The organism is Glycocaulis albus, from assembly GCF_014639075.1.
Classification (GTDB): Bacteria; Pseudomonadota; Alphaproteobacteria; order Caulobacterales; family Maricaulaceae; genus Glycocaulis; species Glycocaulis albus.
In genome coordinates this window covers 166739-179564 of the sequence record NZ_BMFS01000002.1, presented here as the reverse complement: position 1 = coordinate 179564, position 12826 = coordinate 166739, and the positions used below count along the sequence as shown (strand labels likewise).

Genomic DNA, 12826 nt, shown 5'->3' with positions numbered 1-12826 from the left:
ACAGATAGCCATGACCGCCATTACCGACATCATTGCGCGTGAGATTCTCGACAGCCGGGGCAATCCCACGATCGAGGTGGATGTCGAGCTGGAAGACGGCTCCATCGGCCGCGCCGCCGTGCCGAGCGGGGCCTCCACGGGCGCGCATGAAGCGGTGGAGCTGCGCGATGGCGGCGACCGCTACCGCGGCAAGGGCGTGCGCAAGGCGGTCGAGGCAGTCGAGGGCGAGATATTCGACGCGCTGGCCGGCTTTGATGCCGAGGAGCAGCGCCGTATCGACCAGACGCTGATTGCGCTGGATGGCACGCCGAACAAGGCGCGTCTCGGCGCGAACGCCATGCTGGGCGTATCTCTGGCAACGGCGAAGGCATCGGCCCTGTCGGCGAACATGCCGCTTTACCGCTATCTGGGCGGGGTGAATGCACGCGTTCTGCCCACTCCGATGATGAACATCATCAATGGCGGCGCGCATGCTGACAATCCGATCGATTTTCAGGAATTCATGATCATGCCGACCGGTTTTGACCGGTTTTCCGATGCGTTGCAGTGCGGGGCCGAGATTTTCCACGCCCTGCGCGCGCGCCTGAAAGCGGATGGCCACAACACCAATGTCGGCGATGAGGGGGGCTTTGCGCCGGATCTGCGCAGCCCGGAAGAGGCGCTTGATGCCATCATGGCCGCCATCGAGAATGCCGGTTACAAGCCGGGCGAGAACGTTGTGCTGGCGCTGGATGTCGCCTCCACCGAGTTCTTCCGCGACGGCAAATATGTGCTCGACGGCGCGGGCAAGACCTATGACGGGGTGGGCTTTACGGCATATCTCCAGGGTCTTGTCGCGTCCTATCCCATCATCTCCATCGAGGACGGCATGGCCGAGGATGACTGGGAGGGCTGGAACTTGCTCACTGCCGCGCTGGAAGGTGACTGCCAGCTTGTCGGTGACGATCTGTTCGTCACCAATCCGCAGCGTCTGCACCGCGGCATCCAGGAAGGCGCAGCCAATGCCATTCTGGTGAAGGTCAACCAGATCGGCACGCTGTCCGAAACGCTGGATGCTGTGGAGTTGGCCCTGCGGGCCGGCTATGGCGCCGTAATGAGCCATCGCTCTGGCGAGACGGAGGACAATACGATTGCCGATCTCGCCGTGGCCACCAATTGCGGGCAGATCAAGACCGGCTCGCTGGCGCGTGCAGACCGGACCGCGAAATATAACCAGCTCCTGCGTATCGAGGCGGAGCTGGGCGATATGGCAGTCTATGCGGGCCGCAGCGCCATCGCTGCGGAATAGGCAGCCGAATCGTTCTGATTAACGATTCGCCTAACGTTTCCTTTACGCTATCGCGATAGCGTTCCACTTGTTCGATCCGCAAAAGGCGGACGGTGGATGGAGGCGGGAATGAATGCGCTGAAGCGCTTCATCCTGATAGGCTTGACGGTCGGCGTGCTGGGCTATGTGGCTCACCACGCCTTCTTTTCCGAGCGTGGCTTTGTGCAGCAGGCAACGGTCGCTGCACGCATCGCCCAGGCGGAGGCAGAGCTTGCCGCGGTGAGGGCCGAGCGCCTGCGCCTGGAAGACCGGGCCGCGCGCCTGTCGCCTGCCTCAGGCGAGCTTGATCTTGATTATGTCGAGGAGCGGGCGAGAGAGGTGCTGAACTTCGCACACCCTCACGAGATCATCGTGCGTCTCGAGCCGCAACCGGTCGCATACTGAGGATTGCTGCGCTGCGGCGCGCTTCTTCGCATGCGCAAAACTACCGTTTCAGGCTTTACCGGGCAGGCGTCTGTCTGATACTCCCGCGTCAGTTCTTGACCAGGGAGCGCGATATTATTTCGCGTGTGAAGTATGGCCGCTCGGCAATCTGCCTCCTCCAAATCGACGTCCCGCACACGGAAGCCCTCCGGCCCCGGCGCTGACACCTATATCGGCTGGTACCGGGACATGCTGCTGATCCGCCGCTTCGAGGAGAAGGCCGGTCAGCTTTACGGCATGGGTCTGATCGCGGGCTTTTGCCACCTCTATATCGGTCAGGAAGCGGTCGTCGTCGGCGTGCAGAGCGCGCTGCGCGAGGGTGATCAGGTGATCACCGGCTATCGCGATCACGGCCACATGCTGGCCACCGGCATGACGGCCAATGGCGTCATGGCAGAGCTGACGGGCCGGGAAGGGGGCTATTCGCGCGGCAAGGGTGGCTCCATGCACATGTTCAGCCGCGAGAAGCAGTTTTTTGGCGGGCACGGCATTGTCGGCGCGCAGGTTTCGCTGGGCACCGGCCTTGCCTTCGCCAATGCCTATCGCGAGGACGGCAAGGTGTGCGCCACCTATTTCGGCGACGGCGCCGCCAATCAGGGCCAGGTCTATGAGAGCTTCAACATGGCCAAGATCTGGAATTTGCCGGTGGTCTACATCATCGAGAACAACCAGTACGCCATGGGCACGAGCGTGAAGCGCTCATCCTCCGAAACCCATCTGTTCAAGCGCGGTGTGTCGTTCAACATCCCCGGCGAGGAAGTCGACGGCATGGATGTGAACGCCGTCTATGAAGCCGCCAAGAAGGCCGTTGAGCACGCGCGCTCCGGCAAGGGGCCGTACATCCTCGAGATGAAGACCTACCGCTATCGCGGCCACTCCATGTCCGACCCGGCCAAATACCGCACGCGAGACGAGGTGAACGAGTATCGCGAGCACAAGGACCCGATCGATCTGGCGAAAAAGCGTATTCTCGACAACAAGTTCGCCAGCGAAGACGAGCTGAAGGCCATGGAAAAGGAGATCAAGAAGATCGTCCAGGAATCGGCCGAGTTCGCGCAATCCAGCCCGGAGCCGGACCCTTCCGAGCTCTACACCGACGTGCTGATCGAAGCGTAAGGCGAGGGAACAGGAAACATGACCATCGAAGTTCTCATGCCCGCTCTCTCTCCCACGATGGAGGAAGGCACACTCGCCCGCTGGCTCGTCAAGGAAGGCGATGACGTGAAGTCCGGCGACGTGATCGCCGAGATCGAGACCGACAAGGCGACCATGGAAGTGGAAGCCGTCGAGGAAGGCATTGTCGCCAAACTGCTGGTCGAGGCCGGCACAGAAGGCGTGAAGGTCAACGCGCCCATCGCGATCCTCAAAGAGGAAGGCGAGAGCGATGAGGCGGTTAAATCGGCCGCCTCCAAATCGTCTGAAACCCCGGCCGAGCAGGGCGAGAGCCGGGGCCAGGAGCAGGACAAGGACGAGGTCCCGGATCGCGCCGAGGGCGCGTCTGGGAGTTCAGCCAAGGACGAAGGCGGCGAGAAGGCCAAGGCCAAGTCCTCCTCCCTGAAAGATCCCGAAATCCCTGAAGGCACCAAAATGGTGTCCACCACGGTGCGCGACGCGCTGCGTGATGCGATGGCGGAAGAAATGCGCCGCGACGAGCGCGTCTTCGTCATGGGTGAGGAGGTCGCTGAGTATCAGGGCGCCTACAAGGTCACGCGCGAGCTGTTGCAGGAGTTCGGTGCGAAACGTGTCGTCGACACCCCCATCACCGAGCACGGCTTTGCCGGTGTTGGCGTCGGCGCGGCGTTTGCGGGCCTCAAACCCGTCGTGGAGTTCATGACCTTCAACTTCGCCATGCAGGCGATTGACCACATCATCAACTCGGCGGCGAAAACGCTCTACATGTCCGGCGGGCAGATGGGCTGCCCCATCGTGTTCCGCGGGCCGAACAGCGCGGCGAGCCGCGTTGGCGCGCAGCACAGTCAGGACTATTCGGCCTGGTATGCCAATGTGCCGGGCCTGAAAGTGATCGCGCCCTATGATGCGGCGGACGCCAAGGGCCTCCTGAAAGCGGCCATCCGTGATCCCAATCCGGTCGTGTTCCTGGAACACGAGCTCATCTATGGCGAGAGCTTTGATGTGCCGGATGTGGACGACTGGGTGCTGCCTATCGGCAAGGCGAAAATCCGCCGCGAGGGCACAGATTGCACCATTACGGCGCATTCACGCATGGTCGGCTTTGCCCTGCAGGCCGCTGAAAAGCTCGCCGAGGAAGGCATTGAGTGCGAGGTCATCGATCTGCGCACCCTGCGCCCGCTGGACACCGATACGGTTGTGGAGAGCGTGAAGAAGACCAACCGGATTGTCTGCGCCGAAGAGGGCTGGGGCCGGATGGGCGTCGGCGCGGAAATCGCCGCGGTCGTCACCGCAGAGGCGTTCGATTATCTCGATGCGCCGCCTGCGCGCGTGCACCAGGCCGATGTGCCGCTGCCCTATGCCGCGAACCTTGAAAAGCTCGCACTGCCCGGTGTCGATGACATCATCAAGGCGGTCAAAGCCGTCACGTACGCGGAGTAAGCGCCATGGCCATTGAAGTCCTGATGCCCGCACTCTCGCCGACCATGGAGGAAGGCACGCTCTCGCGCTGGCTCGTCAAGGAGGGCGATGAGGTGAAATCCGGCGATGTGATCGCCGAGATTGAGACCGACAAGGCGACGATGGAGGTCGAGGCCGTCGATGAGGGCCGTGTCGGCAAGATCCTCGTTGAAGGCGGCACTGAAGGCGTGAAGGTCAATGCCGTCATCGCCGTGCTGCTGGAAGAGGGCGAGGATGAGAGCGCGGTGAAAGACGTGCAGTCTTCCGCTTCGCAAAAGCCTGCTCCCAAGGATGAGGGCAAAGGCAAGGAATCCAAATCGTCTGAAACCCCGGTCGAGCGCAGCGAGAGCCGGGGCCGGGAGCAGGATAATAACGAGGTCCCGGATCGCGCCAAAAGCGCTTCCGGGAGTTCATCTCAAAAGGGCGAAGGCTCCCGCCTGAAGGCCTCGCCGCTGGCCAAGCGCATGGCCGAGCAGGAGGGGCTGGACCTTGCCTCGCTGGAAGGCTCTGGCCCGAATGGCCGCATCGTGAAGCGCGATATCGAGGCCGCGCTGAAAGACGGTGCGCCGAAAGCCGCAAAAGCGGATTCGGCGCCGGAGACCAAAGCTGCACCAGCAAAGACCGAGCCCGGCAAGATCAGCGTGGCGAGCCTCAATCTGGAAGAGGGCACGTACGAGATCGTCCCGCTGGACGGCATGCGCAAGACGATTGCGCGCCGCATGACGGCCAGTTTCCGCGATGTGCCGCACTTCCCGCTGAGCATTGATCTGGAGCTGGATGCGCTGCTCAAGCTGCGCTCCGAGCTGAACGCCAAAGCGCCTGAGGGCGTGAAGGTGTCGGTCAATGACATGCTGATCCGCGCCTGCGCGCTCGCGCTCACCTCAGTCCCTGAAAGCAATGCCAGCTATACCGATGAGGGGCTGGTGATGCACAAACACGCCGATGTGGCAGTGGCCGTGGCGATTGATGGCGGCCTGATCACTCCGGTGATCAAAAAGGCGGAGACCAAGGGGCTCGCCAAAATCTCCGAGGAGATGAAAGACCTCGCCGCCCGCGCCCGCGAGCGCAAACTGAAACCCGAAGAGTTCCAGGGCGGCACTTTCTCCATCTCCAATCTCGGCATGATGGGGATCAAGTCGTTTGCCTCCATCATCAATGAGCCGCAGGGCATGATCCTGTCCGTCGGGGCAGGGGAGAAGCGCGCCGTCGTGAAGAATGATGCGCTGGCCATCGCGACGGTGATGACGATCACGCTGACCTGTGATCACCGCGTGGTTGATGGCGCAACGGGTGCGAAATTCCTCGAAGCGCTGAAACCGCTCGTCGAAGATCCGGTGACGATGTTGCTTTAGGCGCTATGCCGCCCAATCCAGTCAGGAGTGCCGCTCATGGCATCTGAAACCTTCGATCTCATCGTCATTGGCGGCGGGCCGGGCGGCTATGTCGCGGCGATCCGTGCAAGCCAGCTGGGGCTGAAAACGGCCGTGGTGGAGCGCGAGCATCTGGGCGGTATCTGCCTGAACTGGGGCTGCATCCCCACCAAGGCGCTGCTGCGCACCTCGGACATATACCACCTCTTCCAGCGCGCCGAAGAGTTCGGCCTGAAGGCCGATAATGTCCGCTTTGATATCGAGGCCATCGTCAAGCGCTCGCGCAAAGTGGCCGGGCGGCTGTCGGGCGGGGTGGGCCACCTGCTGAAGAAGAACAAGGTCACGGTGATCGAGGGCGAGGCGAAGCTGGAAAAGGGCTCCAAGGCCCCCAAAGTCGTCGTGAAGGGCAAGGACGGCAAGAACGCCACCTACGAAGCCAAGCACGTCATCCTCGCTACAGGTGCCCGCGCGCGCACCATTCCGGCTGCCGGCCTTCAGCCGGATGGCAAGACCATCTGGACCTACAAGGAAGCCATGGTGCCGGACGCGCTGCCCGCGTCCATCCTCGTTATCGGCTCAGGCGCAATCGGGATGGAGTTTGCGAGCTTCTATTCCACGCTCGGCTCGAAAGTGACCGTGGTGGAGATGGTGGACCGCATCCTGCCTGCCGAGGATGAAGAGATCAGCCAGTTCGCGAAGAAGGCCTTCGAGAAGCAGGGCCTCAAAATCCTCACCAAGGCGCAGGTCGAAAAGCTGGAGACGGGCAAATCCGGCGCGAAGGCGACCATAAAGGTCGATGGCAAGTCGGAAACGGTCGAGGTCGAGAAGGTGATTCTCGCCATCGGCATTACCGGCAATGTCGAAAATCTGGGTCTGGAAGCGCTGGGCGTGAAGATCGAGCGCGGCCATGTCGTCACCGATGGCTATGGCGCGACCGGCGTCTCCGGGCTCTATGCCATTGGCGATGTCACCGGCGCGCCATGGCTCGCCCACAAGGCCAGCCATGAGGGCGTCATCTGCGTGGAGAAGATCGCCGGCAAGGACGTCCACCCGATGGACAAGTCCAACATACCTGGCTGCACCTATTGCCATCCGCAGATTGCCTCTGTGGGCCTTACCGAAGCAAAAGCGAAGGAAGCTGGACACGAAGTGCGCGTCGGGCGTTTCCCCTTTGTGGGCAATGGCAAGGCGATAGCGCTGGGCGAGGATCAGGGCCTCATCAAAACCGTGTTCGACAAGAAGACAGGCGAATTGCTGGGCGCGCACATGATCGGCGCTGAAGTGACAGAGCTCATTCAGGGCTATGTTGTCGCGCGCCAGCTGGAAACCACGGAAGCCGAACTGATGCATACGGTGTTCGCGCATCCCACGCTCTCTGAAATGATGCACGAGAGCGTGCTCGATGCATATGGCAGGGCGCTGCACTACTAGGGCTTGCATCATTCATCCTTCGAGACGGCCTACGGCCTCCTCAGGATGAGAGTTGGGGCATCGTCTCCCTCATCCTGAGGGCGAGCGCAGCGAAGCGTCTCGAAGGACGAGGGAGACGCCTCCACCAACATCGCTATTTCCCTTACTTTTAACGACAGACGGCAAAAATTTATCGTTTTTCGGAAAAAAACCCTTCCATATCGAGTTTCGATATGTTATCGAGTTTCGATATGGTTGGTCCCTCATCAAAAGAGGTAAGAAAAATGAAAAACCGTCTCCTCCTCTCCACCGTCACTGCCACGGCAGTGATTCTGGTCGCCTGTGTCCCCACGCCGCTGACCGCAAGCTCGTCAGCACAGGACGGCACGCGTATCTCGGGCGGCGATATCCGCCTTTCACTCAATGAAGACGGCAATGCCCGCATTACCGGCGCCGACATCCGGCTCGATGGCCGGGTGGGCGGAGAGCTCCGCGTGACCGGCGCGGACCTCATGTTGCGTGACATGTCGGTCGGTTCTCTTGGCGCTACCGGCGCCGACATCTCGTTTGCCGGAGCCGTGCTCGGCGATGCCCGCGTCACGGGCGCTGACATTTCCATCCGCGGCAATATTGACGGCGATCTGACCGTTCGCGGCGCCGATCTGCGCCTTGAAGGCAATGTGGCCGGAGCGGTGGATGGCAGTTTTGCCGATGCCAGGTTCAATGGCCGGCTGGGCAGTCTTCACGCCAACGGTGCAGACATCCGGCTGGCGGACGGCTCCAGCGTTGACGGCGATGTGCGCGTCAATGCTGCCGAGATCGTGTCGGAGGCGGCTATCGGCGGGACATTCTACGCCAATGTCCGTACCGCCCGCCTTGGCGGCTCTGTCGCCGGTGAGGTTGATATCTACGCCGATGAAGGCCGGGGCTGGCGCCTCGGCGACGATGACGGGCTGGTCGAGATAAGCGGCGAGCTGTCCGGTGGAACGATTTGCGCCCGGCGCGTTGTTATCTCGGGCACGGTCACGGGCCCCCTGAATATACGTGCGGCTGAAGCCGTCAGCTTCACCGGCAATGGCGCTGCACCGCAGCTTGAATATACGCCGCGCGGCGACACGCGCTGCCGCCGCTAGTGTCCGCCATCTCGAGACATCTGAGCCATCAAAGAAAGGCTTGAACCATGATCAGCAAATGGATAGCGCGCTTCGCCCAGACGGGCATACTGGCCGGGCTCATGCTCGCCGTATCGCCTGCCCACGCGCAATATATTGGCGGCGACCTCAATCTTGACCTTGATCAGGACCGCTCTGCGCAGTTTCTCGCCGGCGACGTCACGCTGCGTGGCCGGGTTGGCGGCGATATCAGCGGCCTGGCAGGCAATGTCGATATCACGGCCGATGTAGGCGGAGGTATCCAGCTGGCCGCCGGGGACATCATCATCCGCGGGACGGTTGCCCGTGATGTCTCGCTGGCCGGCGCCAACATTTCGATCCTTGCCGATGTTTCCGGCGGCGCGGAGCTGGCGGGTGCCGATATTCAGATCGGTGGCCGCATCGGGCGTGACCTCGCGGCTGGGGGCGCCCTTATCGCTATCGATGAAAGCGGCTCCATTGGCGGTAACATGGACCTTGCAGGCAGCGAGATACGCATGTCCGGCACGGCGCAGGGGCGCCTGAAGGGCCGCGCGCGCACTGTCATCATCGAAGGCACGGTGGCTGGCGATGTCGAACTGCATGCCGAAAATGTCGAAATCATGCCGGGCGCGCAGATCGCCGGCCAGCTTCGCGTGCGTGGCCCCAATCCGCCTGTCATCGCCGAAGGTGCCCAGATCATTGGCGAGACCAGCTATGAGGAAGCGCCGTTCAGCGAGCAGCGCCGCAATCGCAGCTATACCGGTCCGCGTGTATCCGACTTCGGTCCGCCGGCCTGGGCATTTGGCACGGCGATGGGCATTGCCGCCTTCGTGCTGGGCCTGCTGGCCTGCCTGATCTCGCCGCGTGCTGTGTCCGGTGTGGCCGACCACTTCCGGGCTCGCCCCTGGGCGTCCGGCCTGCTGGGCCTGGTTCTGGCGGCCTTCCTGCCGATTCTGCTGATCGCCGTGTTCGTGTTCCTGGCCATCACTGTGATCGGTATACCGCTTGGCATCATCCTCCTGTTCGCCTTCCCCTTCATCATGGTGCTGGCCTATGCGTTCGGCGCGGTGGTGCTCGGTGACCTCATCTTCAACCGTTCGGGCGATGGCATAGGACTTGGCATGCGTGTCCTGTCGCTCTTCCTGGTGCTCGCGGTGGTCGGGGCGCTGGGTGTGGTGCCGGTCCTCGGCTTCCTGCTTGGCTCAATCGTGTTCTTCATCGGTCTTGGCGCCTGGACGCTGGCGATTTTCAACCGCAATCCGCGTATCGTTGCAGCCGAGCGTAATGGCGGCGCTGCCGTCTGAGCTGTAAACGCATAACTGACTTGCGCAGCGGCCCGGTTCACAGCGCTTGAACCGGGCCGCTTTGCGCGCCATGTTCCCGGCCATGACAACACTCTTCGACACCCGCCAGCAGCAACGCGCAGAGCGTCACCCGGAAAAGCAGAAGCGGCCCGATACGCCGGTACTGCGAAAGCCGGAATGGATTCGCGTGAAGGCCCCTGCCGGCGGCGTCTTCTCCGAGACGCGCAAGGTGGTCCGCGACAACAATCTCGTCACCGTGTGCGAGGAGGCGGGCTGCCCCAATATCGGTGAGTGCTGGGCGCAAAAGCACGCCACCTTCATGATCATGGGCGATACCTGCACCCGCGCGTGCAGTTTCTGCAATGTGAAGACGGGCATGCCCGCGCCGCTGGATACAGACGAGCCGCGCCGGGTTGCCGAAGCCACCGCGACCATGGGGCTGAAGCACGTGGTCATTACCTCTGTGGATCGAGATGATCTTGAAGACGGGGGCGCTGAGCATTTCGCGCAGACCATCCGCGCCATCCGCGCGCTCAATCCCGATACCACGATCGAGATCCTGACCCCGGACTTCCTGCGAAAGCCTGGCGCCGCGGAAATCGTGATTGATGCGCGTCCGGACGTGTTCAACCACAATCTGGAGACAGTGCCGCGGCTCTATCTCTCCATCCGGCCCGGCGCGCGCTATTACCATTCCTTGCGCCTGCTGGAGCGGGTCAAGGAACGCGACCCGTCGCAATTCACCAAATCGGGCATCATGGTGGGCCTTGGCGAGACCAAGGAAGAGGTGATGCAGGTGATGGACGACATGCGTTCGGCCGGCATCGACTTCCTGACCATCGGCCAGTACCTGCAGCCCACGCGTAAGCACGCGGCTGTGGATCGTTTTGTCACGCCGGAGGAGTTCAAGGGCTATGAGACGATTGCGCGCGCCAAGGGCTTCCTGATGGTGTCGGCGTCACCGCTGACGCGCTCCAGCTATCATGCGGGCGAGGATTTTGCCCGCCTGCGCGATGCGCGCGAGGCAGCGCTGAAAGCAGGCCGCAAGGCCTGAAGCGCGGCGCGACGATGATATCTGAACACCGCGAGAGCCTGCGCCTGCCATACCGGCCCGACGAGCTTTTTGATCTGGTCAGCGACGTACGCGCCTATCCCAAATTCATTCCGCTTATCAGTGCATTGCGGGTGATACGCGAAAACGTGGATGAAGGCGTGGGGGAGCTGGACGCCGAGGCACGCGTGCAGTTTCGTTTTGTGCGTGAGAGCTTCACAACGCGCGTCCTGCTGGACCGGCCTGCCAGAACAATCAATGTCTCCTACCTCTCCGGTCCGTTCCATGAGCTGGCTAATGAATGGCGGTTTGCCGAGCTGGCTGACGGCTCGACGGAGGTCAGCTTCTGGATCCGCTACCGTTTCCGCAATCCGGTGCTCAATGCCCTGATGGATGCCAGCCGTTCGCGGGCGATCCGCTACCTCATAGAGCGTTTTCGCGAGGAAGCGGCGAGGCGCTACACGCCTGTCGGCTCAGGCAGTGGCCGCATCGGTGAGAAGGCGTAGGGCTTCCAGCGCGGCGGCTTCCCGGACGCCGTGCCTGTCCAGATGGGCAAATACGTGCCGCTCGCTGCGGGTGGCCTCTCCGCGCCGCGCAAGGCCGAACCAGACCAGGCCGACCGGCTTTTCCCCGCTGCCGCCGCCCGGCCCGGCAATCCCGGTGATCGACACGGCAATATCAGCGTGGGAATTGAACAGCGCGCCTTCTGCCATGGCGCGCGCCACCTGTTCGCTGACGGCCCCGTGCTGGGCGATCAGCGCGACGGGCACGGCCAGACTCTCTGCCTTCGCGGCATTGGAATAGGTAACAAAGCCCCGCTCCAGCACGGCAGAGCTGCCCGCGACTTCCGTAATCGAAGCCGCCACCAGCCCGCCCGTGCAGCTCTCGGCCGTCGCAAGACTGACGCCCCTTTCTGCGGCGAGTTCCACCAGCCTTTGTGCGGCATTGACCAGTATGGCGGGCAGGGTGCTCATGGGAGAACTCCGGTAAAGGCGGCCTGAGCGGCGATGCCTTCGCCCCGGCCGGTAAAGCCCAGCTTTTCGGTGGTGGTCGCCTTGATGTTCACCCGCGCCAGCGGCAGGCCGGTCAGCTCTGCCACGCGGGCGCGCATCGCATCTCGTACGGGGCCGATCTTCGGGCGCTCGCAGATCAGGGTGATATCCGCGTGGACCGGACGTATGCCGGCCTCCCGGGCGAGTTGCATGGCGTGGATCAGGAACTGCGCACTGTCCGCACCGCGCCAGCGTTCATCGCTCGGCGGGAAGTGCTGGCCGATATCACCTGCGCCGGCTGCGCCCAGAATGGCGTCCGTCAGGGCGTGCAAACCGACATCGGCGTCGGAATGACCGACCAGCGCCAGGTCACAGGGAATGGAAACGCCGCACAAATGCAGCCCGTCTCCGGCGGTCAGTCGGTGAACGTCGAAACCTGTGCCCATCACCGGCAGGCCTGCCGGTCCGCCGAGAAGGGTTTCGGCGCGTGCGAAATCGTCGGCGTAGGTCACCTTGAATGCCCTTTCATCGCCATCTACCAGCGTAACGTGAAGCCCGCCGGCACGCGCAAGCGATATCTCGTCAGGATAATCCAGTCCGGCTGCGGCGTCGAATGCCTGCCTGAGGGCGTTGAGGTGAAAGGCTTGCGGCGTCTGGACGCGCATCAGCCCGTCGCGCGAGACCGGCTCCACACCGTTTTCACCCTGACGTGCCAGAGCATCGGCGACCGCCAGGGCAGGCGCGGCTCCGGTATTGTTTTCAAGCGCGTGTAACAACCGGTCGACAAGATCGTGCGTCATTCCCGGACGGGCGGCATCATGAATGAAAACAAGCGGCTGGCTCGCCTTTGCGATGCAGGCCTTTACCGACAGTGTGCGGCTGGCTCCGCCCTCAACCAGCACGGCATCCAGGCCCTGAAGCGCCTCGCGCGCCTGACCGGTCTGGCTTCGGGACACTGCGACAATGATCTCGCGGCACAGCGGGTGTGTGGCAAATGCGTCCGCTGCCCAGCGCAGCAGGGGCTTTCCCGCCACCCGCTCGAACTGCTTGGGCATGCTGCGTCCCGTCCGTGTGCCGCTGCCTGCGGCAACGATGCATGCACTGAATGGCGTCATCGGGTCTCTTTCGTGCAGCACTCTGGCACCAAAACCGTGCAGAGCGCTGTGCTCAGTCTGGCGGTTCGCGTCCATACACTGTATCTGCACCGCTATGACAAGGGTGTCACAT

The 12826-nt window shown here is 62.7% G+C and carries 12 protein-coding genes; 10 read left to right on the top strand and 2 right to left on the bottom strand.

Features of this window, described 5'->3' with window-relative positions:
- Window positions 1-10 precede the first annotated feature (10 nt).
- From eno to IEV75_RS03115, 10 genes are all read left to right on the top strand, one after another.
- Window positions 11-1288: a phosphopyruvate hydratase gene (eno, locus tag IEV75_RS03160; protein WP_188451099.1), complete on the top strand. Its 1278-nt coding sequence runs from the start codon at window positions 11-13 to the stop codon at window positions 1286-1288.
- A gap of 108 nt (window positions 1289-1396) precedes the next feature.
- Window positions 1397-1711 carry an FtsB family cell division protein gene (locus IEV75_RS03155; protein ID WP_188451098.1) on the top strand — a complete coding sequence of 105 codons (315 nt, stop codon included), beginning with the start codon at window positions 1397-1399 and terminating at the stop codon, window positions 1709-1711.
- Window positions 1712-1843: 132 nt separating this feature from the next.
- Complete coding sequence (gene pdhA / locus IEV75_RS03150) at window positions 1844-2866, top strand: pyruvate dehydrogenase (acetyl-transferring) E1 component subunit alpha (protein ID WP_188451097.1); 1023 nt, start codon at window positions 1844-1846, stop codon at window positions 2864-2866.
- A gap of 18 nt (window positions 2867-2884) precedes the next feature.
- Window positions 2885-4321: a pyruvate dehydrogenase complex E1 component subunit beta gene (locus tag IEV75_RS03145; protein WP_188451096.1), complete on the top strand. Its 1437-nt coding sequence runs from the start codon at window positions 2885-2887 to the stop codon at window positions 4319-4321.
- Window positions 4322-4326: 5 nt separating this feature from the next.
- The gene (locus tag IEV75_RS03140) at window positions 4327-5691 is read left to right on the top strand and encodes a pyruvate dehydrogenase complex dihydrolipoamide acetyltransferase (protein WP_188451095.1); all 1365 of its coding nucleotides are present in this window, start codon (window positions 4327-4329) and stop codon (window positions 5689-5691) included.
- Window positions 5692-5727: 36 nt separating this feature from the next.
- The gene (lpdA, locus tag IEV75_RS03135; protein WP_188451094.1) at window positions 5728-7140 is read left to right on the top strand and encodes a dihydrolipoyl dehydrogenase; all 1413 of its coding nucleotides are present in this window, start codon (window positions 5728-5730) and stop codon (window positions 7138-7140) included.
- A gap of 263 nt (window positions 7141-7403) precedes the next feature.
- Window positions 7404-8252 (top strand): AsmA family protein, encoded by an 849-nt coding sequence (locus tag IEV75_RS03130; RefSeq protein WP_188451093.1) that lies wholly within the window; start codon window positions 7404-7406, stop codon window positions 8250-8252.
- Window positions 8253-8299: 47 nt separating this feature from the next.
- Window positions 8300-9556 (top strand): hypothetical protein, encoded by a 1257-nt coding sequence (locus tag IEV75_RS03125; protein WP_188451092.1) that lies wholly within the window; start codon window positions 8300-8302, stop codon window positions 9554-9556.
- An 82-nt stretch (window positions 9557-9638) separates the two neighbouring features.
- Window positions 9639-10610, top strand: a complete 972-nt coding sequence (gene lipA, locus IEV75_RS03120; protein ID WP_188451091.1) for a lipoyl synthase — start codon at window positions 9639-9641, stop codon at window positions 10608-10610.
- A gap of 14 nt (window positions 10611-10624) precedes the next feature.
- Window positions 10625-11113 (top strand): type II toxin-antitoxin system RatA family toxin, encoded by a 489-nt coding sequence (locus IEV75_RS03115; protein ID WP_188451090.1) that lies wholly within the window; start codon window positions 10625-10627, stop codon window positions 11111-11113.
- Here the strand turns inward: IEV75_RS03115 and IEV75_RS03110 are convergent.
- Together IEV75_RS03110 and IEV75_RS03105 are read right to left on the bottom strand one after the other, a co-directional pair.
- Window positions 11081-11581 carry a CinA family protein gene (locus tag IEV75_RS03110; RefSeq protein WP_188451089.1) on the bottom strand — a complete coding sequence of 167 codons (501 nt, stop codon included), beginning with the start codon at window positions 11579-11581 and terminating at the stop codon, window positions 11081-11083. The two genes, IEV75_RS03115 and IEV75_RS03110, sit on opposite strands and share 33 nt — an antisense overlap.
- Window positions 11578-12714 carry a bifunctional 2-C-methyl-D-erythritol 4-phosphate cytidylyltransferase/2-C-methyl-D-erythritol 2,4-cyclodiphosphate synthase gene (locus IEV75_RS03105; protein ID WP_188451088.1) on the bottom strand — a complete coding sequence of 379 codons (1137 nt, stop codon included), beginning with the start codon at window positions 12712-12714 and terminating at the stop codon, window positions 11578-11580. Before IEV75_RS03105 ends, IEV75_RS03110 begins: the two co-directional genes overlap by 4 nt.
- Window positions 12715-12826: the final 112 nt, after the last annotated feature.